The 25066-nt window shown below is 50.6% G+C and carries 18 protein-coding genes; 6 read left to right on the forward strand and 12 right to left on the reverse strand.

Annotated elements, in window-relative coordinates:
• Window positions 1-509: 509 nt before the first annotated feature.
• Complete coding sequence (locus EOJ37_RS02705; RefSeq protein WP_127957511.1) at window positions 510-2033, forward strand: YifB family Mg chelatase-like AAA ATPase; 1524 nt, start codon at window positions 510-512, stop codon at window positions 2031-2033.
• A 257-nt stretch (window positions 2034-2290) separates the two neighbouring features.
• Here EOJ37_RS02705 and EOJ37_RS02710 read toward each other — a convergent pair whose 3' ends face one another.
• The gene (locus EOJ37_RS02710) at window positions 2291-2629 is read right to left on the reverse strand and encodes a MaoP family protein (protein WP_127957514.1); all 339 of its coding nucleotides are present in this window, start codon (window positions 2627-2629) and stop codon (window positions 2291-2293) included.
• Between the two features lie 120 nt (window positions 2630-2749).
• Here EOJ37_RS02710 and hdfR point away from each other — a divergent pair, with 120 nt between their 5' ends.
• A complete protein-coding gene (gene hdfR / locus EOJ37_RS02715; protein WP_127957517.1) occupies window positions 2750-3577 on the forward strand; it encodes an HTH-type transcriptional regulator HdfR in 828 nt (275 codons plus the stop codon).
• Window positions 3578-3760: 183 nt separating this feature from the next.
• Here hdfR and glpQ read toward each other — a convergent pair whose 3' ends face one another.
• A complete protein-coding gene (glpQ, locus tag EOJ37_RS02720; protein ID WP_127957520.1) occupies window positions 3761-4852 on the reverse strand; it encodes a glycerophosphodiester phosphodiesterase in 1092 nt (363 codons plus the stop codon).
• A 41-nt stretch (window positions 4853-4893) separates the two neighbouring features.
• Window positions 4894-6243: a glycerol-3-phosphate transporter gene (glpT, locus tag EOJ37_RS02725; protein WP_127957524.1), complete on the reverse strand. Its 1350-nt coding sequence runs from the start codon at window positions 6241-6243 to the stop codon at window positions 4894-4896.
• 1346 nt (window positions 6244-7589) lie between these two features.
• Here glpT and EOJ37_RS02730 point away from each other — a divergent pair.
• A complete protein-coding gene (locus EOJ37_RS02730; protein WP_206194010.1) occupies window positions 7590-8789 on the forward strand; it encodes a hypothetical protein in 1200 nt (399 codons plus the stop codon).
• Window positions 8790-8838: 49 nt separating this feature from the next.
• On the opposite strand, the gene fdhE is transcribed toward EOJ37_RS02730, so the two are convergent.
• From fdhE to fdnG, 4 genes are read right to left on the reverse strand one after another with little or no spacing between them, the layout of a single operon-like run.
• Window positions 8839-9768 (reverse strand): formate dehydrogenase accessory protein FdhE, encoded by a 930-nt coding sequence (fdhE, locus tag EOJ37_RS02735; protein WP_127957530.1) that lies wholly within the window; start codon window positions 9766-9768, stop codon window positions 8839-8841.
• Window positions 9768-10403 carry a formate dehydrogenase cytochrome b556 subunit gene (gene fdoI / locus EOJ37_RS02740; protein WP_127957534.1) on the reverse strand — a complete coding sequence of 212 codons (636 nt, stop codon included), beginning with the start codon at window positions 10401-10403 and terminating at the stop codon, window positions 9768-9770. Before fdoI ends, fdhE begins: the two co-directional genes overlap by 1 nt.
• Window positions 10400-11287: a formate dehydrogenase subunit beta gene (gene fdxH, locus EOJ37_RS02745; RefSeq protein ID WP_127957537.1), complete on the reverse strand. Its 888-nt coding sequence runs from the start codon at window positions 11285-11287 to the stop codon at window positions 10400-10402. The genes fdoI and fdxH overlap by 4 nt, the downstream gene beginning before the upstream one ends.
• Before the next feature lie 12 nt (window positions 11288-11299).
• On the reverse strand, window positions 11300-14347 hold the full coding sequence (gene fdnG, locus EOJ37_RS02750; RefSeq protein WP_127957540.1) for a formate dehydrogenase-N subunit alpha: 3048 nt from the start codon (window positions 14345-14347) through the stop codon (window positions 11300-11302).
• A 371-nt stretch (window positions 14348-14718) separates the two neighbouring features.
• On the opposite strand from fdnG, the gene fdhD reads away from it, so the two are divergent.
• The gene (gene fdhD / locus EOJ37_RS02755) at window positions 14719-15504 is read left to right on the forward strand and encodes a formate dehydrogenase accessory sulfurtransferase FdhD (protein WP_420820613.1); all 786 of its coding nucleotides are present in this window, start codon (window positions 14719-14721) and stop codon (window positions 15502-15504) included.
• A gap of 36 nt (window positions 15505-15540) precedes the next feature.
• Here fdhD and EOJ37_RS02760 read toward each other — a convergent pair whose 3' ends face one another.
• From EOJ37_RS02760 to EOJ37_RS02775, 4 genes are read right to left on the reverse strand one after another with little or no spacing between them, the layout of a single operon-like run.
• On the reverse strand, window positions 15541-16530 hold the full coding sequence (locus EOJ37_RS02760) for a Csu type fimbrial protein (protein WP_127957546.1): 990 nt from the start codon (window positions 16528-16530) through the stop codon (window positions 15541-15543).
• Window positions 16531-16551: 21 nt separating this feature from the next.
• The gene (locus EOJ37_RS02765) at window positions 16552-18933 is read right to left on the reverse strand and encodes a fimbria/pilus outer membrane usher protein (protein WP_162473646.1); all 2382 of its coding nucleotides are present in this window, start codon (window positions 18931-18933) and stop codon (window positions 16552-16554) included.
• Window positions 18890-19645, reverse strand: a complete 756-nt coding sequence (locus EOJ37_RS02770; protein WP_127957551.1) for a fimbrial biogenesis chaperone — start codon at window positions 19643-19645, stop codon at window positions 18890-18892. The genes EOJ37_RS02765 and EOJ37_RS02770 overlap by 44 nt, the downstream gene beginning before the upstream one ends.
• 10 nt (window positions 19646-19655) lie before the next feature.
• Window positions 19656-20162, reverse strand: a complete 507-nt coding sequence (locus tag EOJ37_RS02775; RefSeq protein WP_127957552.1) for a Csu type fimbrial protein — start codon at window positions 20160-20162, stop codon at window positions 19656-19658.
• A gap of 340 nt (window positions 20163-20502) precedes the next feature.
• Here EOJ37_RS02775 and kdgK point away from each other — a divergent pair, with 340 nt between their 5' ends.
• Together kdgK and EOJ37_RS02785 are read left to right on the forward strand one after the other, a co-directional pair.
• Window positions 20503-21471 carry a 2-dehydro-3-deoxygluconokinase gene (kdgK, locus tag EOJ37_RS02780; protein ID WP_127957554.1) on the forward strand — a complete coding sequence of 323 codons (969 nt, stop codon included), beginning with the start codon at window positions 20503-20505 and terminating at the stop codon, window positions 21469-21471.
• A gap of 431 nt (window positions 21472-21902) precedes the next feature.
• Window positions 21903-22415, forward strand: a complete 513-nt coding sequence (locus EOJ37_RS02785) for a DUF2628 domain-containing protein (RefSeq protein ID WP_162473647.1) — start codon at window positions 21903-21905, stop codon at window positions 22413-22415.
• 187 nt (window positions 22416-22602) lie between these two features.
• Here EOJ37_RS02785 and glgP read toward each other — a convergent pair whose 3' ends face one another.
• Complete coding sequence (gene glgP, locus EOJ37_RS02790; protein WP_127957558.1) at window positions 22603-25050, reverse strand: glycogen phosphorylase; 2448 nt, start codon at window positions 25048-25050, stop codon at window positions 22603-22605.
• Window positions 25051-25066: the final 16 nt, after the last annotated feature.

Consider the following 25066-nt stretch of genomic DNA (forward strand, 5'->3'; position numbering starts at 1 on the left):
TCTGTTACTGCCCGGCTGACTGATAAGCCATCGGTCAAAACTTTCTGCTCAATAACCACACGGCGATCTGACCGTTAAATAGAAACCTAGTATTAAATAGACACCCTGCCAATAAACATCGCTGTTGCTATCCGGCAACCTGCGCCACTCAACAGCCTAGCGGCGGTTAATCTAACCTGAAACTGAGAAACTGAACAAGGCACCTCAGCCGCTAAAACGCGATTAAACCCGCCTGCGATTATGCAGGCAACTGACTGCACGTGATGGGCGGCTGGCAATCGGCATCCACAAATGCTAGCCGCAGTGCGATTGAGCACCACCGCCGGCCAACACTTATCTCATCCGGCTCACAACGGATTGTGCCGCCGATCCCTCACGACTTCGCAATCCAGCAAGTAACCACTGCAACAAGCGCACTTTTACTGGCGAGCACTTCGCAAACTGCCAATTGTTTCGCCGCCATCAGGTGCTTTATCACGCACAATAGTGACCTCAGCAAGGAGAATATTATGTCACTGGCGGTTATCTACACCCGAGCACTGATCGGTGTTCAGGCCCCTTCAGTTATGGTAGAGGTACATATCAGCAATGGCTTACCCGGCCTGACACTGGTTGGCTTGCCTGAAGCGACCGTTAAAGAAGCGCGCGATCGGGTACGCAGTGCATTGATCAATAATGGCTTCACTTTCCCCGCCAAACGCATCACCGTTAATCTGGCACCGGCAGATCTGCCCAAAGAGGGTGGCCGCTATGATCTACCGATCGCGATTGCGATCCTGGCTGCCTCAGAGCAGTTACCGGCCGAGCAATTGGTTAAGTACGAATTTCTCGGAGAGCTGGCGCTCTCCGGTGCAGTAAGAGCGGTTTATGGCGCCATTCCGGCCGCTATTGCTGCCCATCAGGCAGAACGCCAACTGATCCTGCCCGCAGCCAATGGTCAAGAGGCAGGATTACTGCCAAACAGCAGCGCGCGCACCGCAGAACATCTGCTTGATGTCTGTCACTTCTTGCAGGGGCAGGGTGAACTGCCGCAAGCTGTGATGCCGCCGGCAACCGATCACAACACTGATAGTGGTGATCTACAGGATGTGATTGGCCAGCAACAGGCGAAACGCGCGCTGGAGATCGCCGCAGCAGGCGGCCACAACTTGCTGCTACTTGGCCCACCCGGCACCGGCAAAACAATGCTGGCCAGCAGGCTAAACAGCCTGTTGCCGCCACTCAGTGATGCCGAAGCACTAGAGAGCGTCGCCGTAGCCAGTCTGTTGCACCACCCGGATGAGACACTGCCGTGGCGACAGCGCCCGTTTCGTGCTCCGCACCATAGTGCCTCAATGGCGGCACTGGTCGGTGGCGGTTCATTACCACGCCCTGGCGAAATTTCACTGGCACATAATGGAGTGCTGTTTCTCGACGAGTTGCCGGAGTTTGAGCGCCGCGTGCTGGATGCCCTGCGTGAACCACTGGAATCTGGCGAGATCATCATCTCACGTGCCAGCGCCAAAGTGCGCTTTCCCGCCCGAGTGCAATTGATTGCCGCGATGAATCCTAGCCCGACCGGACACTATCAGGGGGTACACAATCGCACCCCACCACAGCAGATTTTACGTTATCTGAGCCGGCTGTCTGGGCCATTTCTCGATCGGTTTGATCTGTCAATCGAAGTGCCGCTACTGCCACTGGGCATGCTAAGCCAGCAAACCAGCAATGGCGAAAGTAGCCAGCAAGTGCGCCAGCGTGTGCTGCTGGCACGAGATCGGCAACTCAGCCGCGCCGGTAAATTGAATGCCGTGCTGAACAAACGCGAGGTTGATCGCGACTGTCATCTGCCATCGGATCAGGCTGAATTTCTGGAAAAAACGCTGAATAAACTGGGGTTATCGGTGCGTGCCTGGCACCGCATTCTGAAAGTCGCACGAACACTGGCCGATCTGAACGGCGAAGCGACAATCGACAAACAGCACCTGAGCGAAGCGCTTGGCTATCGCAGTATGGATCGGCTACTACTGCAACTGCATAGAAACCTACAGTAATTCACGCAGTCAATCTATTGCCGCTATGCCTAGCAACACAAACGGCACAGCGCACCGCTGTAACGCTGTAACAGGAGTGCGCAAACGCGTTGCGATAAAACATATTTATAAACAACGCAGTGAAGATAACGGTATACAAACAAGGCAGAAAAAACGGCAGGGACAATTTGCCGTGCAAATAACCAGCACCGCGTTAAGCCCCTGCGGACAACGGCGAAGTAACACCACTACGGCAAACCAAGTTTGCTAGTAATGGCCTAATCGTCGCTTTCTGTGTAGTCTTCTACCGCATCAGCCTGTGGTTTACCACCCGACAGGGTGTGGAATTTCTTTGGCTTGCGAGTGCGCTGCAGATATTTCGACCATACTTTCTCCTGTTCAGTCACTGCTTCACGCTCGCCACGGCACACCGCCAGGAACAGCAGTTCCTCTTCGGTAGCTGGCTGGCGTTTGCCTGAATCCAGTTCATTGAAAGCATAGCCAAAGCGCTCTAGCAATTGCGCTTCTTTAATGGTGAAATCACCGTGCCGGGAGAACCCGCGCGGATAGTGTTTGTTATCGAAAAAACGATGGTTTGTGCTGAAGCTATCTGCCATCTGACAAGCTCCTAATTCTTTTTATGGTGATGCAGTCTATGGCGCGGAGTATTAGACAGGCTTGCGATTGTGTAAAACAAAACATTTAAATCCTATCAATAAAATTTTTTGGAGATCAAAGTGGACACTGAATTGCTGAAAACCTTCCTGGAAGTCAGTAAAACCCGCCATTTTGGCCGTGCTGCAGAATCCCTTTACTTAACACAATCAGCCGTTAGCTTTCGTATCCGCCAGCTTGAAAATCAACTTAATGCCAATTTATTTACCCGTCATCGCAACAATATTCGCCTGACCGCTGCCGGCGAAAAACTGCTGCCCTATGCAGAGGATCTGATCAATATTTGGCAGCAGGCAAAAAAAGAAGTCGTGCGATCGGCACAACGTAATCAACTGATGATTGGTGCTGCGGCCTCGCTATGGGAGGCCTATTTAACACCTTGGTTAACAAAACTTTATCAGCATCAGCCCGGTTTGCAACTTGAGGCGCGCATTGCGCCGCGTCATGCGCTGGTAAAACAGTTGCACGAAAGAGAGCTGGATCTGCTGATCACCACCGAGCCGCCCAAAATGGATGAGTTGGAGAGCCAGCGACTCGGCGATTTCACGCTGCGTCTGTTTGCCTCTCCACACGCTAACTCGCAGCTATTGCTGCCTTACATCAAGCTGGAGTGGGGAGCGGACTTCCATCAACAGGAACGAGAAAGGCTGGCACGCGACACTCAACCGATACTCACCACAACTTCCGCCCATTTGACCTGCCAACTATTGGAGACAACACCAGGATGTGCCTTTTTGCCCGCACAGTGGCAGGCAAGCTACCCAACACTGATCATGGTGAACAATACCCCACCCATCGTCCGGCCGCTGTATGCCGTCTGGCGGCAGCACAGTGAACAGCAACTGTTGATTGCACAGTTACTGCAAATCCCACTCAGCATGGATCAGTAAACCATGATGCGATTGGCCAGTTACACTGTTGGTCGCGTGATCGTGTCGACGGGTTGATAGCATGCGGATGCCTCTGGCGGACAGAGATGAGCACCGGTGTTCAACCGGCACTCATGTGTCAATGAAGTGATTGGCTACTCTTCGCTACTGATGCAATCAGCCATCAGGCTAGCTTGGCAAACATTAGCGATGCAGTCTGTTTTTTTGCAGGAACTGTACGCTCTTGTCTGGAAAATCGGTGAACAGGCCATCAACATCCGCTTCAATATAGAAGATCCGCAACATCTCATCGAAGTCTCGCGCATAGCTAGGCAACTGCCCCGGATCAGCACGGAAGGTATAAGGGTGGATCTGCAAACCCTGCCGTTTCGCCTCTTTCGCCAGTGTGGTGAGTTCAACTCGCCCAGACGGAGAACTGCTCTGCACCACCATTGGATACCACGGACCAATGCCATCAACATATTCGCTTAACTTGGCCGCAGCTCCCGGCTGCAACATCCAACTGTAGCTGTAAGGTGTCAGACTGCCATCAGGATGGATCACCATAGTTTCAATCACTTTCTGATCGTCACTATTGGTGATGAGCTGGATCAGCTTAATGTTCATGTTCATTGCTGGCAGCAGTTCTTTCTTGACCCGCTCCAGATCGGGCGCATCAAAACTCTGAAAATAGACTTTGTCGGTCTTTTTGGTGTAACCGTAATCTCTGAGCACCTCCAGCACGGCCTTGGAGATATCCTTACCTTCCAATTTATGCAGCCACGGTGCTTTTGTCTCGACATAGATACCCACATCTCGACCCGTAGAGTGATTCATTCCCTGAATCATCTCGATTTCATCCTGTAAGGTGTGGATCCGAAATTCGGATTTCCACATTGGGAAGCGGTTGGCAAACTTCTGCTGCTGCCGACCATTTTCAATCCGAAACTCCTCAGTAAAACGAAGTGTCTTGATCTCGTCCAGAGTAAAATCGAGTGCATAGTAACGACCATCCCGACGGTGACGATGTGGGAATTTCTGTGCCACATCAGTAACCCGGTCAAGGTAGTGATCGTGCAATACGATCAATTTATCGTCCTTGGTCATCACCACATCCTGTTCCAGATAGTCAGCCCCCATAGCAAACGCCATCGCTTTAGCCGGCAACGTATGCTCCGGGAGATAACCGCTGGCGCCGCGATGCGCGATCACCAACTTGTCTGCCGCCTGAGCGGCACTGAATAACGAAGTGGCAACAACAATCCCTGCTAACAGGATGTTACGTTGTGTCTGCATTCTACTGTTCTCCATTGATACGTTAAAAAACCGTATGTGGATCACGACACCTGAGCACGGTCAGCATGATGCTTACGTTCACTGATCATTGTCAGCAGCAGCAGTATCACCGCTGCAATACCGCCGCCAATCATCATGATAAAACCGCCATCCCAACCAAAGTGATCCACGGTATAACCCACTATCGCACTGGCAGCCACGGAACCGCCCAGATAACCGAATAAACCGGTAAAACCTGCCGCAGTGCCAGCCGCTTTTTTCGAGACCAATTCCAGTGCGTGCAGCCCAATCAGCATCACTGGGCCATAAATCAGAAAACCGATGACGATCATACAAGCCATATCAATACCGGGATTGCCTGCCGGGTTTAGCCAGTAAACCGTGGTGGCAATAGTCACCAACAGCATAAAAAACACCCCTGTTGCTCCCCGGTTGCCTTTGAACACTTTGTCCGACATCCAGCCACAGATTAAGGTGCCGGGAATGCCGGCATACTCATAGAGGAAGTAAGCCCAAGAGGATTTATCCAGCGTGAAGTGTTTCACCTCTTTCAGATAGGTCGGTGACCAGTCGAGAATGCCATAACGCAGCAGATAGACGAACACGTTGGCAAATGCGATGTACCACAGCAGTTTATTCGGTAACACATACTGCATGAAGATCTGTTTGGCCGTCAGTTCCTGCTCTGCCTTGGCGCTGTAATCATCCGGATAATCATTTTTATACTCTTCGATCGGCGGTAACCCACACGATTGCGGCGTATCACGCATCAGCAAAAAGGCAAATAACGCAACTAAAATGGCAGCAAATGCCGGCATATAGAACGCTGCGTGCCAATCGTTAAACCAAGCCATACCCAGCAGGAACAGCAGCGGCGGCAACCCGCCACCGACGTTGTGAGCACAATTCCACACTGAAACAATCGCACCGCGCTCCTTCTGCGACCACCAATGCACCATTGTTCTGCCACAGGGTGGCCAGCCCATACCCTGAAACCAACCACAGACAAATAGCAGCACAAACATTATTGAGATACTGGAGGTTGCCCAAGGCACAAAACCCATCAACAGCATCACCAATGAGGCCAGGATCAAACCTGCTGGCAAGAAAAAGCGCGGATTGGAGCGATCAGAAACCGATCCCATAATAAATTTGGAAAACCCGTAAGCGATCGAAATGCCTGAGAGCGCAAAGCCTAAATCACCGCGACTGAACCCCTGTTCGATCAGCGACGGGATCGCCAGCGCAAAATTTTTACGCACCAGATAATAAGCGGCATAGCCGAAGAAAATTCCGATAAAAATCTGCCAACGTAGCTGGCGATAAAGCGGATCGACCCGATCCAGTGGTAAACGAGAAATGTGCGCCGCTGGCTTGAAAATAGATAACATAAACCCCCTCCGATGGTCTGGGCTGCACTGTCAGAACCGATCCAATCAGTGACACCTCAACCGCCATGTCTTGGTTCAGCGCGCGATACCGTCAGCCACACTGCAACTCTGCGGTTTCAGTACGCGCTCCAGACTGGTTGCGTTGGTGGCACCGATTGGCATAGATCCTGAATCAGGCTACATAATGGAACGATTTTGTGACACTTTTATAAAGGTATAGCGACTTTTTAATGAACAGTAACGTTATTTGATAACAGGGGTAAAAAAAGTGATTCAGCTCACAGCGATCAATTTCAATCATGCTCACAGTGAGAGATATCACCACATCTTGCTGTTAAAAAACAATTTTTATGACTTTCCAACCAAACGCGATGGCAAATAGTGCATGGTACAGCATCATCGGTTGATTGCATCACGGCTTGGTTTGCTGGCTAGCACATACCCAGGGCAAACGCATGAACGTTTTTTAATCGATTATTAACTAAAGTTTGTTCTGTGCCACAATACGACGAGCCAGGTAGTTCCCTCCCCTTAATAAGAGGATGATTAGTGCGGGGTTTTAACGCATTTGATTATTTTGAAATACCCCCTCCCAGCCTCCCCCTTTGCAGGGGGAGGAGCGAGACAATGCTTTTGCTTTGATAAGGGGAAAAACATCAATACGTGCTCAGGTCAAATGCTGTTTTTGGTTAAAAAACGTTGTTGATCGTGCCCTGGTAGTGACTATTGCAGCCACTCACTTTTCAACGATATTTTCATCGAAAATTTAATTATTATTAGTATAATTAACCAGCAATACCGAATAATATATAACCAATCCGTTCATCTGTACCCACAGTCCGCCCTCGACAACACCAATACTACTATTTATATAGTTGTAATACTTTTTAGTAAAATATTTTACTGAATATTCTTTATATTATGGTTTTTTGTTTCATTAAATAAATTTAATTTGATTTTAATAGTCTATTGCTCTGTTTTTGAGCATCAACTAGATTTATAAATTTAATCATCTAAAATAAGCCAGCTTAGGGAAAAAAGTAATATAAACGAAAATCAATTTTATCCTCTATTTAATTGAAATTCATAAAAACAACTCAGGGAACTATCAGCAAAGGACATGCAGTGACACAATCAGGCCAATCTGGTTACCGCTAGGATGGAATACAACAAGACATCAATACAGTGGTAGATGATCTTAATTAAGGAGTAAATAAGTGAATATAACCGATTGTAGGATAGCGAAAAGAGTAACAAGTCATCGTAAAAAAAACAGTCAGCAACTGCATAGTCATATTTCGATTCAGCTGGGGAAATTTTCCAATCAGCAAAGAAAAAGCCAACCCGTGTTTAGCCTGTGGCTATCTGCGGTTGGTAACCGATACCGTCTGTTGATACCGCATTGGCTAATGCTGAGTCAGTTGATACTGATAGTTACCTTAATAGCCACCTGCGTTTTGCTCAACCGAGCCAACGCCGCCGCCAGCCCAACTATTGTGATCCCAGGTAATAAAACCGGTATACTCGGCTCCTCGGAACGTATCTCATTTGCTGCTGGGCCCGCACCACTGATGGGTAGCTCCACTTATGTCAGAGAGCATGGTATCGCCGCAATCACCCAGTCCACAACCGGTTGCACCACCACTACAGAGGCGATCAAAGGCTCCAGTGGTGTGTACGGTTTTCCAATACTAGACAGCAACGGCAATAACACCCGATCAGTAATACTTCCTAGTTCGCTAACCATATGGCAGCGAACTATTGCTGAGGGTGGCACATACCCTGCAGGTAGAACTATTAGCCTCGTTACTTTTCACAAAGGCACTTGGAAAATCACTGCTATCTTCAATCAGACATTGGATAAATTTGAGTCCGATCCAGATGGCACCAGCGGAATTACACCTCGGCATATCTACTGCCCCAATCTGTTCCCTGCCATATGGGATGCCACCCAGCCGAATGCGTTCCTGTATGATCCAGCTTTCAGATTTTTTGTTGATGCAACAAACTTGGCACCAGGCAGATACTATACCAAGCCGATCTATCTCGGTTCTTTTTCTGCCAACAGTAGCGGTAATAATGTTGTGATGATTGTCGATCGGATTAATATTGTCGCCACCAACTTCTCTTGCACGCTTTCTGCCCCTGGTTCTGTCGAGTTATCGAACTTCAACCCAACCGCCACCATCTTGACCACTACCCACTGTCAAGACGATGGTAATTCTTTGCAGGGGATCACCGTCCAACTCAGTATGGAAGCAGCCGGTGCTTCAAGCGGCATCAGTGATAATACTCGTTTGCTGGGCGTGTCAGAGAGCGACAAGAAGTTAACAATAGCTGGGAGTTGGTCTACGCTTGCGCCACCCTGTGGTACAACAGGCAGTGATGACATTCTATTTGATGGCACTCCGCGCGAACTTGGTACCCTGGCACCAGGCAGGCAACAAACCTGGCAACAGCCACTCTCATTCCGTTTATGCGTCGAGCCGAATGTCGCACAGCGAGACTACCAAGCTCATGCGCTACTTTCGGTTGTCACCCGCTAGCCTCAATAGTTGCTGTGCCGCCAACCAGTGCGCGGCACAGCAGTCAGATTTACTCGCCAGGAAACAGGAAAGGATTTACCGCTGAACGGGCAAAACCCTGTTGCTCCATTTTGGCGTCGAGGATCAGCGACGCCAGATCATCCGCGACCACTTCAAGTTGGGGATCTTTTTCCTGGTAGAGGATCTTCAGATAACTGCCACAATCGCCACAGCTCTCTGCTTTTACTGCCGCCTGTTCACTCTCTAATGACCAGTAGTTGAGATCACGTGTCTGCTCGCAGTTGCTGCACTTAACCCGTACCACATGCCACTCACTTTCACACAGGCTACAATGCAGATAGCGCAACCCATTGCTACTGCTCAAGTGCACCACGCTAGCGACCGGCGCACTGCCACAAACCGGGCAAAATTGGCGCTGCTCACCATACTCAGCGTGCGCTTTACCGGGGATTTGACTGGCCAATTGCGCCCAATACAACGATAACGCCGCCCAGATAAACGGGGCTTGATCGCTGCCGACACTGGCAAATTCACCGTTAAGCAGCGCGTTAGCCAACTGCTCACGCTGATGCTGGGACATTTTTTCCAGGTTTTCCAGTACCGCCAACACCGTTTCGCTTGCCTGTGGCTTCAGTTCAGCGATCAACGCCATCAGTAACTGCTGCCAATGTTCACTGCGTAGGTAACTGAGCACATCCAGTGGCGGTTTACCACTTTCAGCGCTTTGCGCCAATACTGTCGTCAGATCAACCATCAGTGGATGATCATGACAGACGTTATGCTGTGCTTGAGCGATTTCAGCGGCAAAACGGAGATAGTCGCCAAAGCTATTGCTGGTCGCTAACTGCCCCAGCCGCTCTGCACGACGGCGATAAAGGCTTTTCAAATTGGCGAAAAGTAACGGCGGAATGTTATCCGCCGTGTTGTGCTTCTCGCGCAATGCCCCTAACTGCTGTTGAGGAACGATGCGGATACTCATCAGGGTTCTTCTTCCTGTTGTTTTTGGCGCTGTTCACGATACCAGCGAGGATGGTGCTTCTTCGCCCAAGCGGCAGAGACCCAGCCCTCAACCATCGCGGTGATGGTGCCTTTCACCCAGAATGCCGCATAGACGTGGATCATGATAGTCAGGATCAACACCATTGCCGACACTGAGTGTACCAGCAAGGCAATGCGGATCATCGGGATCGAGAAGGCATCGGCAAAGTAGGGGCGCCAAATCACTACACCACTTGCCAGCAGCAATAGCAGGCTGAATATCGCCAGCCAGAACACCATTTTCTGCCCGAAGTTATAACGCCCTGTATCACCAAACTCCTCTTTCAGTGTGACACGGTGAATATTCTTCGCCCACAGTATGTCGTCCCGGTTGATCAGGTTATGCCGCCAGTAACGCTGGAACATGCGCAGAAATGCAACGAACATCACCACACCAACAAACGGGTGCAGAATACGCGCCAGTTGTGGGGTGCCGAAAATGTTCATCAACCAGTTAAACGAGGGGAAGAAGAATCCCAACCCGCTGATCGCCGCCAACATAAAGCAGAATGCCACAATCCAGTGGTTGATCCGCTCCAGTGCGTTATAGCGCTGAATAGGTTTTTCCTTCCTCATTTGTGCGTCTCCTCATCTTGCTGCTCTTCTTCCACCCGATTTGGGCCGATGCCGATGTAGTGGAACACAGTAGCGGCAAAGGTGGCAGCAAAACCGACTGCGGCCAAGGGTTTCCAGACGCCTTTCCAGAAGGTGATCGCTGGGCTGATGGTCGGGTTATCTGGCAAGCCGTGATAGAGCTGCGGCTTATTCGCATGATGCAAGACATACATCACATGTGTGCCACCAACCCCAGCAGGATCATACAGCCCGGCATTCTGGTAACCTCGTCCCTGTAACTCAGTGACACGCTCTGCGGCAAGCTCTTTCATCGCCTCTTTGGTACCAAAGTGGATCGCGCCAGTCGGGCAGGTTTTCACGCAGGCTGGCTCCTGGCCAACATTAACCCGATCAACACACAGGGTGCATTTATACGCCCGGTTGTCCTCTTTGTTGATGCGCGGCACGTTAAATGGACAGCCAGCAATGCAGTAGCCACAGCCAATACAGTGCTCAGACTGAAAGTCAACGATACCGTTAGCATACTGGATGATGGCACCTTCTGCCGGGCACGCTTTTAAGCAGCCTGGATCAGCACAGTGCATACAACCATCTTTGCGGATCAACCACTCCAGTTTGCCGTGCTCTTCCACTTCAGAGAAGCGCATCACTGTCCAAGATTTGGCAGTAAGATCGGCTGGATTGTCGTAAACCCCGACGTTATGGCCCACTTCGTCGCGAATGTCGTTCCATTCAGAACAGGCCACCTGACAGGCTTTGCAGCCGATACAGGTGGTGACATCTATCAGCTTGGCGACCTCTTCCTGGTGGTTACGTGCTTTCGCTGCCGGTGTTAAGCCATTGGTCGCGGATTTACGAATAATGTCTTGAGATTGCATCGTCATAATTCGTCTCCGTTACACCTTTTCCACGTTGACCAAGAACGCTTTGAACTCTGGCGTTTGCGTATTGGCATCACCGACAAATGGCGTTAGCGTGTTGGCGATAAAACCCTTCTGTGCCACACCGAGATAACCCCAGTGGATCGGAATGCCGATGGTCTCCACCTCTTGCCCATTAACCTGCAAGGTGCGGATACGTTTGGTCACCACTGCGCGTGCCTTAATGTAGCCACGATTGGAGCTGACTTTCACTTTATCGCCATTGTTAATGCCTTTCTTCTCGGCCAATTGAGCACCAATTTCAACAAACTGCTCTGGCTGCATAATCGCGTTTAGCAGCGCATGTTTGGTCCAGTAGTGGAAATGCTCAGTCAAACGGTAAGTAGTACCGACATACGGGAACTGCTCGGCACTGCCCATGCTGGCCAAATCATCGGCAAACACTCTGGCTGCCGGGTTAGAAACCACATTAGGGTGCAATGGGTTGGTGCTGATCGGCGTTTCGAACGGCTCATAGTGCTCCGGGAACGGCCCTTCAGCCATTTTATTGATGGCAAACAGCCGCCCCATTCCTTCCGGTTGCATGATAAATGGCCCGACATCACTGCCTGGTGCCGCATTACCATAGTCAGGAATATCAGCCCCGCTCCATTTGCTACCATCCCAGGCGACCAACTGGCGTTTCGCATCCCACGGCTTACCGGCAGGATCGGCCGAAGCGCGGTTATAGAGAATGCGACGGTTAAGCGGCCAAGCCCAGCCCCAGCCAAGGGTGTTACCCAAGCCGGAAGGATCGGCGTTATCGCGGCGTGCGGTCTGGTTGCCCTGCGGTGTCCAGCTACCGGTAAAGATCCAGCAGCCGCTGGCAGTGCTACCATCATCACGCAGATGGGCAAAAGTGCTCAGTTGCTCGCCTTTTCTCACCAACAGATTACCGTTAGCATCAAGCAGATTACTCAATGCACGCCCGTTGCTTTCACGTGCGACTTCTTCCGAGGATGGATTGGCAGGATCGGTATAATCCCAGCTCATATTCAGCACGGGTTCTGGCACGGCACCGCCCTGCTGGCGATACATCTCACGCAGGCGCAGGAAGATACCCGCCAGGATCTCGCCATCATTCAGTGCTTCGCCGGGTGCATCCGCCCCTTTCCAGTGCCACTGTAACCAGCGCCCGGAGTTGACGATTGAACCATTCTCTTCGGCAAAACAGGTAGAAGGCAGCCGGAACACTTCGGTCTGAATGCTGGCAGGATCGACATCATTCTCTTCGCCGTGATTCTGCCAGAACGTGGCAGTTTCAGTATTCAACGGGTCAATGGTGACCAGGAATTTCAGCTTGGAAAGAGAAGCTATTACCTTGTTTTTATTCGGGAATGATGCCACTGGGTTAAAGCCCTGGCAGATATAGCCATTAACCTGCCCTTGCGACATCATTTCAAAGAACTGCAATACGTCGTAGCCCTTATCCCACTTCGGCAACCAGTCGAATCCCCAGTCATTCTGTTTCTGTGCCTTATCGCCAAAGAAGGTCTTCATCAGGCTGACAAAGAATTTCGGGTAGTTACCCCAATAGTTTACCTGGCCTGGCAGCAGTGGTTTCGGCGTGTTGGCCTGAAGATAGCTGGCCAGATCCGGCTGTTTATCAGAAGGCAGCGACAGATAACCCGGCAAGCTCTGGGAAAGCAGGCCAAGGTCAGTCAAGCCCTGAATATTGGAGTGACCACGCAACGCGTTGACACCACCACCAGCCATCCCCATATTGCCCAGCAGCAGTTGGATCATCGCCATGGTGCGGATGTTCTGCGCGCCAACCGAGTGTTGTGTCCAGCCAAGTGCATACAGGAAAGAGGTGGTTTTATCCGGGCTGCTGGTCTGCGCAATATAGTCACAAACCTTCAGGAAATCCTCAGTAGGTGTACCGCAGATATTGGTCACCACCTCTGGCGTATAACGGCTAACATGCTGCTTGAGCAGATTCCAGACACAGCGCGGATGCTGCAGGCTAGGATCACGCTTGGCAAAGCCGTTTTCATCCAACTGGTAGTTCCAACTGGTTTTGTCGTAGTGGCGGTTTTCCGCGTCATAGCCGCTGAACAGCCCATCTTCAAAACTGAAGTCATCACGCACCAGCAGGCTGGCGTTGGTGTAGGCATTGACATATTCGCGGTTAATCTTGTTGTTATTGATCAGGTAGAGCAACACGCCAGAGAGGAAGGCGATGTCAGTACCTGAGCGGATCGGCGCGTAAAAGTCGGCCACCGCAGCAGTACGGGTAAAGCGTGGATCAATAACGATCAGTTTGGCGTTGTTGTGAATTTTGGCTTCCATCGCCCAGCGGAACCCCACCGGATGCGCCTCTGCCGCATTTCCACCCATAACAACAACCAGATCGGCATTTTTGATATCAACCCAGTGGTTGGTCATCGCACCGCGACCAAATGTTGGAGCAAGACTTGCTACCGTTGGTCCGTGTCAGACACGCGCTTGGTTATCAACTGCCAGCATCCCGAGAGCGCGGCTAAATTTCTGTGTCAGAAATCCGCTCTCATTGCTGGAAGCAGAAGCACACAACATCCCGGTAGTTAACCAGCGGTTAACCGTGACGCCCTGTGGGTTGGTTTTGATAAAGTTGGCATCGCGATCCTGCTTCATCAGTTTGGCAATGCGGGTAAACGCCTCATCCCAACTGATGCGCTGCCAGGTGTTAGAACCTGGGGCACGATACTCTGGATATTGAAGGCGGCTTTCGCTGTGGATGAAATCCAGCAGTCCGGCACCTTTTGGACACAGTGCGCCACGGTTGACCGGATGATCAGGATCCCCTTCAATGTGGAAAATACTCTCTTTGGCGTTTTTCGCGCCATCTCCTAGGCTGTACATCAACAGCCCACAGCCGACGGAACAGTAAGTGCAGGTATTGCGGGTTTCGCGGGCGCGCAACAGTTTATATTGGCGCGTTTCCGCTAGCGCGACTGTCGGGTTAAAACCCAGCGCAGCTACCGTGGTTCCTGCCATACCGCCAGCGCAGATCTTAAAGAACTGCCTTCTGCTGACCTGCATGGGGTCTCCTTTCTCTCGTGTTGTCACATTGTTGCAAACGATGCCTAGCCCATTTTCAGTGCTAAGCGTCAAGGTTGCTCATTATTATGTTAGCTCAGCCAAACGGCTGTCCGCTTCCAGTGCCATCATATTTCAATACACTACCATGACCGCACAGCGTTGACTGCCGCACTGTCACAGTATCAGGCTATCGCAGTAACGACCATCTTTTAGTTGCCCGTAGGCACCCCAGCAGTGATACAGTTGCCGCTGCCCGCCATCTTGAAGTAACGTGGAAGGCGGATGATATCATAGGCGGCAATGTGTTGTTACAAACAGGTGTGGATGGCGTGAATAAATCAGACCAACAAACAGTGATAAATGTGAGCCCGATCACAGGCGTCGTAGAGACGCCAGTCTATCAGCGCGGCCAGTTGCAACAACAGCAGCAGGATCATCTGGCAGAAGAGGTGCCGGTGGCGCTGGTTTACAACGGCATTTCGCATGTGGTGATGATGTGTACGCCGAAAGATCTGACCGCTTTTGCACTCGGATTTTCACTGTCAGAAGGGATTATTGCTGCGCCTAGCGATATCTACTCGATCGAGATTCAGCCAAACTGCCAAGGGATCGAGCTGCAAATTGAACTCTCCAGCCGTCGTTTCAGCGCATTGAAGGCGCGGCGGCGTGCAATGGCGGGGCGTACCGGTTGTGGCGTGTGCGGGGTCGAACAGTTGGCCGATATTTTCCGCAACGTGACACCGCTGCCATTTAGTCAGCGCTTTTCGGTTGCCCAACTCGATCAGGCACTGCCACAGTTGCGCCAGTTGCAACCGATTGGTGAGTTGACCGGCTGCACACACGCCGCTGGCTGGCTGTCGCCACAAGGGCAACTGCTGGGCGGATGTGAAGATATTGGCCGCCACGTGGCACTGGATAAACTGCTCGGTGTACGTGCCAAACAGCAATGGCAGGCCGGGGCACTGCTGGTTTCCAGCCGTGCCAGCTACGAAATGGTACAGAAGGCCGCGATGTGTGGCGTTGAGATGCTGTTTGCCGTCTCTGCTGCCACTTCGCTAGCGGTAGAGATTGCCGAGCGCTGCCAACTCACACTGGTCGGCTTTACTAAACCGGGGCGCGCAACGGTATTTACCCATCCGCAACGGATTGTTGACTAGCCATCACCGGCAATAGCGCACCGATTGAGCACAGCGTTAAAAACTCAATGTCACAATCACGGTATCTTGGTATACACCCGGGCGAGCGTAGGTCGCCTGCCCAGCCGCCAGGCGGCCATAGACTGGGTGTAACTGTACACTACCGGTGCCAATCGCTGATTTGGCGTTGGTGCGATCAGACCACAGCAAAGTTCGCGCTGCATCCTGATACAGCATATAGCCAATTTTCACGTTATCTGGCCCGCTTAATGGATAGAGATAGAAGAACTGCCCACTCTGTTCACTGATCGAGCGCAGCGCAATGTTGTATTGCGTGTCGCTGGTACACTCAACGCTAATGTTACTTTGCGCATCAACATTGCGGTTTTCGAACATGGTGATATCACCAAAATCAAGCTCTTGTGCAAAAATGCGGCACGATTTATCGATGCCAGCGCTGGCAACAAAGTTAATCGCCTGAGCGCCGCTCTGCTCGGCACAGTTACTCGGCATGGTTAATGGGCTTTCCGACCAGGTAATACTGGAACTTTCACCATTAAAAGCCAACAGATAGCTGCCAGCAGGCAGACTTTTCTGTTCCGCTGCCAACTCACCACGGATCGACAGGTTACTATTGACGGTACGCTGCGCCGAGAGCGTCAACGCCACCCGCAGCGGTAGCTGTGCTGCTCGACTGCCCCAATACTCACCGCTTGCACCGTTCTTCAGCCTAAATAACATCTTAGCTCCCGACTGATGGTGCATCGCTAACCACGGCGCACTGGCCAGTGGGGCATTATCCAGATAAAAACAGGCATTAACATACTGCGTCGTACTGGAGTGGTTGGTACATTGATAACTCAACGTACCGGTATTGCTGGCTGGTGCGGTGGCGTGCAAGAAATCAACCACACCAAAATTGACATCGGTCATACTCGCTTGGCAACTGACCGATGCGGCCATTGCGTGCTGCCCCAACAGCAGGGCACAGGTTGCCAATGCCGGTAACAGCATGATTTTTATTGCAGATAAGTAGCGGGCTAACATGGCTTTCTCCTTAGCAGATGGCTAGCGTGGCATACACTGGGTTTTTGGCGCGGTGATAATATTCTCTTCATCGGCGCGGTACGCCAGTTTGGCGTAACAGACCACCTGCTCACTCTGGTCTGATTTACTGGGCAGACGCACTTCCAGTTCCGGGTTGTCCGGCAGTTCCTCCAGATAGACGATACCTTCAAAACCGACAATATAGGGTTCGCTTTGCCCCTTGATAAACACCTCACTACCGATAGGCAGTGGCTTATCATATTGATCCACCAGCATCACGTTCACCGAATAAGCGGGCTTGATCGGAAAGTGGACATAACTGCCCATCCGGTCACCTGGCACCGCCACCGCCTTGATGTGATCCACTTCATAACCCGACGGTAGCGCCAGGCTATCAATCGCCAGCTTATTTTTTTGGTAGGAGTAGAGCGGCGAGATCAGCAAATGACCGCTCTTATCGGTTTTCCCCACTAGGCGATTTTCCAGCAACACCGGAACATCTGGCACACCGCTGGTAGAGACCACCGCAAACGCTTCACTGAGTGGTTTGGTGAAAAAAGTCTGCCTATTCATCAACACCAGCGCACCACGTCCACCGAAGTAGTAGCTCGACTGTGTATTGGCTCCGGCACTCAGCGTGGCGTATTGGCTCAAATACTCAATATCGGCCTGTGCGGTCTGTTCACCCTTCTGCGAAACCACACTGGCACGCCAGGTTACCCCGCCATCTGAAGGTGCCTGGCGTGAGGCAGTGAGCGCGCTCACCACACCACTTCGGCGATAGGTGCTGCTGGCAGTGACATTCACCCGTTCTCTGGGTGTCACGCTGACACTAAAATAGACCGAGTAATCATCATGATTATCTAGGTTGCGATTAAACAGCGCGTGCAGTGCAATATCTTTCGATAGATTCTTCATCCAAGAAACATTAATAAACCGTGTTGCAGCCTGATCAAACGGTTTGCGCGCAATATAGTTCAGCGACAGACTGCCGACTCGCCCTAAATGGGTACCGAAAAAAAGTTGCTCGGTTTTCCTGATCGGTGCCGAACCATAGAGTGCCGGAATGTCACGATAGTCGCGATTGGCGATAGTGACCGAACCTCCCAGGTTGAAATAACGGCTTCCCCACTGATAACCAATGCTTTTTTGCTCACCAATTTTATTGTTATAGCGGCTGTGCGCATAGGAACCGGAGAACACCCCGAGACGTGGATGGGGAACAGCCACCATACCGACACCGGCTTTAAACAAGCCGTCAATCGCCTCTAGCTGGCTCTCTAACGTTAACCGGGAGTTAACACCATAGCGTAACTTGCTGCTAACCAACAGATCCTTACCATAAGAGAATGATTTTGTACCATAATCCAGCCTAACCTTACCAATATCCAGGCTCCAGTCCGCCAAACCCTGCTTCAACAACGCTGGGGCATGAAAAATAGAGATCTGCAGGGTTCTGCTCTGGCCCAATGCATCAGTCACCACCAATTCTGCATTGCCATAGCCATTGATCCTCGGCAGGGTACTCACCATAAACGGACCGGCAGGAATATCGGTGCTGTATTGTCTGCTACCATCAATCAGCAAATCAATATTCGATGGCGTCACGGTACTGCCGAAAAACTCCAGCAGTGGCGTAGTGGCCATATGGGGATAGAGATCAAAATTGCGCCGCAACTGTAGCCCGCCAAACCGCGTGCTGCGTGACCATGCCAAGCTACCGGTGGTGCTATCCCCGGCCTGTAGTGTGATCATCTGCTGCTGCCAGGAGCGGCTGAACAGTGTATCCAGGCGAATAGTATCAAAATCGGACTGTTCGTCATCATTCCAGCGGTTTAACAACGTATTACTCAATGTGCCCCAGCCACCAAAAGCACGTAGCTCACTAAACAGGCTGGCACTATGCGTGTTGCGATCACGTCGGGCAAAAGCTTCATAATTGAGCAACACACCACTGCCACTGTTGGCCGGGTGGCGCTCATTCTCAATATTGGTAAAAACATTACGCTCCAGATCTGCCTGCTCGTCGCTGACCATCAGGTGTACCTGTTGCAGTTGTTCCTGATAATCAACCGTTACCCCGCCCAAGCTCATCAGGTTCACTTTTGACATAATTGCCGGGATCTGTTTCAGGCCAATCTCTTGCAGGGTAGCAGGCTCTACCCACAGTGCAGTATCACGCAGCTCGAACGGATAAAAACCACGCACCACACCATTGAGTGTCACCTCAAGGTACAATTCAGGGGTTGCGTCAATCTGATATTTATCACGGGTAGTCAGTACTTCTGCGTTAGTCGTTGGCAATAACAGAGGGGCAAGCAAAAAACACCCTGCCACCCCCAGAACAACTTGCCAACGGTTAACGACTGAGCGGTGGAATGGCTTGGGTGTAGGTTTTACCATTGAGTAACAGCTCCATTGTGCCACCCTGTGCAAACACATTCGGTGCCTGTTTGATATCCCAGCGAGCTTCTCGTTGTGGTAACACGTAACCGAGTAAACCATCAGCTAATGTGGTGCGCTTGCCCTGCTTGTCAACAAAGTGAACTTGTGACAACTTGCCGTACAGATCACCGTTGTTGTTAGCAGCCACCTTGACTTTGTTGCCTTGGCGCACCATCGACAGATTGACCTGCGGTTGCAATTTGTCTGCCGGTTGCTGATAGACAAACGTCGGTACCGAATACTCAACCACAAAATCGATGCCACTCTTCTTTTTCTGCCCAGTATGTGGCAGCTCATTGACCAGTAAACGGAATGCCAGCACCGGCGACGTAGCGCCACTGGCACCTTTGCCACGGATCACACGCACCATCTGTTCCCCCTTGGCAGCAATTTTTACTACTGGAGGACTAACAATCAGATCTGAAGTGGGTATCAAAACACTCACTCCTTCCTTCTGCTCCCACTGATAAACGCGCACCTGAGCTTGCATGGCTTGGTCGCTGGTATTAACCAACCATAACTCGGTCGCTTTACTGCCAACAGGCAACTCAACAAGAATGGGAGAGACCTGTAGGCCCAGCGCTACAGCCGCTGTGCAGCCTAAACTGGCGGCTACAGCAACGGCTGCCGAGAGCAGGATACTAATAAGATCCGTTCTCGTTTTCGACATAACGTAAACTCTAGTAAGTAACAACTACAGAAACGACATCGTTATAGTTGCCAGCTTGCTTGCCGGCATAGTCTGCTTGTGTAACACGGGCATACACGGGAATGCTCTTGTTACCGGTTTCGCTAAGGGTGTTGGTACCAGAAACACTACCCCACGCAAGTGTTCTACTCGGATCCTGATACAAGCTATAAGCTACAGTATCATTATGGCCGTTACCTCTCGCATCCATCACACCCGCCCCAGCAGTGTTGTTATTGCTTGGTTTCAGTGCCACGGTGTAGCCACTTTGGTTATTACACGAAATTTCCAGGGCAGTCTGCTGATCAAGATTACCGGTGGTATTACTGTTAACCAGACCAAAATCGATGTCATCAATAGTTCTATCGATAGTACAAGACTCAACAATCCGCAATTTAACGTTAAATGAGTTGTTCAATTGAGCAGCATGGGCAGAACCGGTCACCAGCAGTGCGCCAGAGGCAAAGAAAGTGGCTATTGCTAATTTTGTTAATCGCATAATCAATCACCTGTCTAATAATAGGGTATACTTATTTCGAGTCTGACGTGTATTCACGTGATGCACACCAGGCTCATAGACAACTATAGAAGGGATTTTTGATTGCGCAAACATAAGTAATGTTAATCTTTTAATCTGTGCTAGATCAATCTATAACGCTGAAATCAACAGATTCTGTGCATTGAAAATCACGCCACCCGACTCGCAGCGCGCTAATCCTCCAATTAAAGTAAAACAACGTTTCGCTTCTATTGACTCCGCCCAAGGTTGCCAGCAGACTAGCAGTCAGTTGCGGTAGACAGCGACCTTGTTGGAGTAACTATAACTTATTGGGGCGACTATGAACGGTAACAAACTGGCGGTGATTGGCGAGTGCATGATTGAGCTATCACAAAACGGCACGGCTTTTTGTCGTGGATTTGGTGGCGATACTCTGAACACCGCAGTCTACATCGCACGTCAGGTGAGCAAAGCAGCACTGGATGTCTATTATGTCACCGCACTGGGCTGTGATAGCTTCAGCCAAGAGATGCTGCAAGCCTGGCAACAAGAGCGAGTGAACACCTCACTAGTGACAAAGCTGGCAGATAAATTGCCAGGCCTATATCTGATTGAGACCGACCAGCACGGCGAGCGCACCTTCTACTACTGGCGCAATGATGCCGCTGCACGTTACTGGCTTGATGGCCAACAAGCGCAGCAGATTTGTGCGCAGTTGGCACAGTTTGACTACCTTTACCTTAGCGGGATCAGTATCGCTATTCTCAACCCGGCCAGCCGTGAAAAGCTACTGGCACTACTACGCCAATGCCGAGCCAACGGTGGCAAAATCATTTTTGATAACAACTATCGGCCACGGCTGTGGCAAAACCAGGCAGAAACCCGCCAAGCTTATCAGCAGATCCTCAGTTGCACCGATATGGCATTTTTAACGCTGGAAGATGAAGTCGCACTATGGGGAGAGCAGAGCATTGAGCAGGTGGTGCAGCGTAGCCAGGGTTTTGGCGTTGGCGAAATAGTGATTAAACGCGGTGCAGAAGCCTGCCTAGTGTTTACTGCAACCGGCGAACAGTTCCAGATCCCAGCCGTTAAATTGCCGCCAGAAAAAGTGATCGACACCACCGCTGCCGGTGACTCATTCAGTGCTGGTTATCTGGCACAACGCCTAACCGGCGGTGATGTGATCAGCGCAGCACAACGTGGCCATCAACTGGCCAGCACCGTGATCCAGCATCGTGGCGCCATCATCCCGCAGCAAGCGATGCCAGAACAGTTGGGAGCGCAGGCCAAAACCACGAATGTTTTTTAACCCAAAACAGTATTTGACCTGATCACCTGTTTCTGTTTTTTCCGTTATCAAAGCAAAAGAACTGTCTGGTCACCCCCCTGCGAAGGGGGAGATTGGCAGGGGGTTATTTTAAAATAATTAAATGCGTTAACACCCCACCCTAACCCTCCCTTTATCAAGGGGAGAGAACTGGAAGCCTGCGCTGTTTTAGGCTGTGTCCCCTGATAACGGGCAGGGTGCGAGCGATATTGCCCAGCAAGCTGAGCAACAAATTCCAGTAATACTCAAAAACCCAAACTCTCTTTTTTTGCTCAAAAAATGCTCGTGATATTGCCACGCTTCTTTAACCACGTTTTGCTAAAAAAATAAGTTTGTAACACTGTAATAATTCCATTAGAATCAAAAAGAAAACAATTAGTACAATAGTAATCACATAAATAATGGGTAAGTATATGAGTAATAAACTGGATGAATTGTTAAATAATAGTGATGAATTGCAGGGCTTACTGGAGGCACATCTACAAAAACCAGAGAAAGTGCAGATTTTTAAGGACGCATACACCAAGTTCAATATCAACAATCAATTTAAATTTGCCTTTTCGTGGAGTTGGTGGGCATTTTTTGGTGGTGCTGTTTATTTCCTCTATCGAAAGATGTATAGCATGGCTCTAGTAATCGCCGCAGCGCAAATAGCGACTGCTTTTCTGGTAAGTTCAAATGGGCTAAAATTCGCATTCTTAGTAATGTGTGGCTTATTTGCAAAATATTGTTATATTGCCAAGTTCCGTAAGGATCTTTTACTCGCTAAATATGGAGAGTCAAGCCTTAGTAAAGTAAAAGAGACCCTTGCTGCTCTTGGTGGATATCACACATGGGCGATATGGGTATATTTCGCCCTCACGCTCTCTTGGGTTGTGTTTCTCCTTATGGCTTTCCTGATGGCGTCAACTATGTTCAGCCATTAATGGTCGACATTAAATAAATTCCAAATCGATAATTTATTTAATTATGCACAGCTCAGGAACCGTTGTTCGACCAATGGCCTGAGCTGTTCTTACAGCCTAAACGACACTGTTAAGCTAATTTATGGTTAACTCTCGCCTCCGACACGGAAAGAGTGAAACGTTTTTCCGTGTCGGAGGCGCAATTACACTACAATCTGACCGGTTTAATATGCCAAATCTGCTCGGCATACTCGCTGATGGTGCGGTCAGAAGAGAAATAGCCCATATTAGCGATGTTCAACACACTGCTACGTGTCCACTCATCTTGATCCGCGTAACGCTCATCTACCTGATCCTGGCAGTTGACATAACTGCGGTAGTCAGCCAACAGTTGGTAGTAGTCTCCCAGGTTGACTAACGAATCAAACAGGTTGCGGTAGCGCTGCGGCTCTTCCGGGCTGAACACGCCGCTGGCAATCTGTGTTAGCACCTGATGCAGTTCCGCATCCTGCTCGAAATATTGCCGTGGGTTGTAACCGGTATTGCGTAGCGTGGTGACCTGCTCGGCACTGTTACCGAAGATAAAGATATTCTCCTCTCCAACATAGCCGCGCATCTCTACCGTGGCGCCATCCAGTGTGCCGATGGTTAAAGCACCATTTAACGCGAATTTCATATTGCTGGTGCCAGAAGCCTCAGTACCAGCCAGGGAAATCTGCTCTGAGAGGTCTGCCGCTGGGATGATCATTTGCGCCAGGCTGACACCATAGTTAGGAATAAACACCACTTTCAACTTGTCATGTACGCGTGGATCGTTATTGATCACTTTAGCAACGTCATTGATTAAACGGATAATCTGCTTCGCCGCGTGGTAAGCCGAAGCCGCTTTGCCAGCAAAAATAACTGCTCTGGGCAGATAATCACCCTCGGGATCTTCCAGCAGGCGGTTGTAGCGGGTGATGACATGCAGCAGATTGAGTAATTGGCGCTTATATTCATGAATACGTTTGATCTGTACATCAAACAGCGCCGCTGGGTTGAGTACCACATTCAGTTTTTGTGCAATGTAGATCGCCAGGCGCTCTTTGTTCTGCCGTTTCGCATCGCGCACCGCTTGCAAGAAACTGGGGTAGTCAACATTCTCTTTTATTTCGCTTAGTTGAGTCAGGTTAGTACGCCAGTGCTGCCCAATACTGTCGTCGATCACTTTCGATAACGGTCGGTTTGCCAGCCCAAGCCAGCGGCGCGGTGTCACACCATTGGTCTTATTGCAGAAGCGCTCTGGAAACAGCGTAGCAAAATCGGCAAACAACGATTTCACCATCAACTCAGAGTGCAGCGCTGACACGCCATTGATCTTATGGCTGGCGACTACCGCCAACCAGGCCATACGCACTCGACGCCCTTGAGTCTCGTCAATCAGTGACACTCGTGTCAGTAGCGCACGGTTATCAGGCTGTTGCTGCTTCACTTGGTTAAGAAAATGCTCATTGATCTCGAAGATTATCTGTAAGTGACGCGGCAAGATTTTGCCCAACATCTCCACCGGCCAGGTCTCTAACGCTTCGCTCATCAAGGTGTGGTTGGTGTAGGAGAATATCTGTTCCACCTGCGCCCAAGCGTCTTGCCAGTTGAACTTGTGTTCGTCAATCAGCAGATGCATCAATTCTGGGATCGCTAATACCGGGTGAGTATCGTTAAGGTGAATGGCAACTTTATCGGCCAGATTGCTATAGCTTTTGTGCAACAGCCAGTGGCGATGCAGAATATCCTGCACGGTTGCCGAAACCAGAAAATACTCCTGTCGCAGACGTAACTCACGCCCGGAGTTAGTGGAATCATCCGGGTAGAGGACTCGCGAGACGTTCTCAGAGTGGTTTTTGTCTTCTACAGCAGCGAAATAGTCGCCCTGGTTGAATTTGCCGAGGTTAATTTCGTTACTGGCCTGCGCACTCCACAGCCGCAGTGTGGTGGTGGCGTTGGTATCAAAACCGGGGATCACCTGATCATAAGCGATGGCGATCACCTCTTCGGTCTCCAGCCAGCGCACTTTGGCGCCCTCTTGCTGCACACGGCCGCCAAAACGCACTTTATAGCGCGTGTTGTGACGCGGAAATTCCCACGGGTTGCCATACTCCAGCCAATAGTCAGGTGACTCCATCTGCTGGCCGTTAACGATATTCTGTTGGAACATGCCATATTCGTAACGAATGCCATAACCGCGCCCTGGCAGTGCCAGGGTTGCCAGCGAATCCAGGAAGCAAGCCGCCAGCCGCCCGAGGCCGCCATTGCCGAGGCCGGGATCGTTCTCCTCCTCCAGCAGTTCACTTAACTTCAGCCCCATATCATCCAGCGCTTCTTCAATTTGCTGATAGATGCCGAGTGATAGCAGTGCATTGGACAGCGTGCGCCCAAGCAGAAACTCCATCGAGAGGTAGTAAACCTGGCGTACATCTTGCGACAGTTGCGCACGATTAGAGCGTAGCCAGCGTTCGACCATACGATCACGCACCGCAAACAGTACCGCATTCAGCCAGTCATGTTGGGTGGCAATCGCTGGGTCTTTGCCGACAGTAAACATTAACTTGTAAGCAATTGAGTTTTTTAGTGCATTCACACTGATGGTAGGTGAGGTATAACTAAACGGGGGAGTCATAGTGGTTTATTCCCAG

The sequence above is a fragment of the Serratia microhaemolytica genome (assembly GCF_004011885.1).
Lineage (GTDB): Bacteria > Pseudomonadota > Gammaproteobacteria > Enterobacterales > Enterobacteriaceae > Serratia_G > Serratia_G microhaemolytica.

Excerpts from the sequence above, each read along its gene's own strand:
- EOJ37_RS02705 (WP_127957511.1), top strand. The coding sequence starts at position 510 with ATGTCACTGGCGGTTATCTACACCCGAGCACTGATCGGTGTTCAGGCC.
- EOJ37_RS02710 (WP_127957514.1), bottom strand. The coding sequence starts at position 2,629 with ATGGCAGATAGCTTCAGCACAAACCATCGTTTTTTCGATAACAAACAC.
- glpQ (WP_127957520.1), bottom strand. The coding sequence starts at position 4,852 with ATGCAGACACAACGTAACATCCTGTTAGCAGGGATTGTTGTTGCCACT.
- glpT (WP_127957524.1), bottom strand. The coding sequence starts at position 6,243 with ATGTTATCTATTTTCAAGCCAGCGGCGCACATTTCTCGTTTACCACTG.
- fdhE (WP_127957530.1), bottom strand. The coding sequence starts at position 9,768 with ATGAGTATCCGCATCGTTCCTCAACAGCAGTTAGGGGCATTGCGCGAG.
- fdoI (WP_127957534.1), bottom strand. The coding sequence starts at position 10,403 with ATGAGGAAGGAAAAACCTATTCAGCGCTATAACGCACTGGAGCGGATC.
- fdxH (WP_127957537.1), bottom strand. The coding sequence starts at position 11,287 with ATGACGATGCAATCTCAAGACATTATTCGTAAATCCGCGACCAATGGC.
- EOJ37_RS02760 (WP_127957546.1), bottom strand. The coding sequence starts at position 16,530 with ATGTTAGCCCGCTACTTATCTGCAATAAAAATCATGCTGTTACCGGCA.
- EOJ37_RS02765 (WP_162473646.1), bottom strand. The coding sequence starts at position 18,933 with ATGGTAAAACCTACACCCAAGCCATTCCACCGCTCAGTCGTTAACCGT.
- EOJ37_RS02770 (WP_127957551.1), bottom strand. The coding sequence starts at position 19,645 with ATGTCGAAAACGAGAACGGATCTTATTAGTATCCTGCTCTCGGCAGCC.
- EOJ37_RS02775 (WP_127957552.1), bottom strand. The coding sequence starts at position 20,162 with ATGCGATTAACAAAATTAGCAATAGCCACTTTCTTTGCCTCTGGCGCA.
- kdgK (WP_127957554.1), top strand. The coding sequence starts at position 20,503 with ATGAACGGTAACAAACTGGCGGTGATTGGCGAGTGCATGATTGAGCTA.
- EOJ37_RS02785 (WP_162473647.1), top strand. The coding sequence starts at position 21,903 with ATGAGTAATAAACTGGATGAATTGTTAAATAATAGTGATGAATTGCAG.
- glgP (WP_127957558.1), bottom strand. The coding sequence starts at position 25,050 with ATGACTCCCCCGTTTAGTTATACCTCACCTACCATCAGTGTGAATGCA.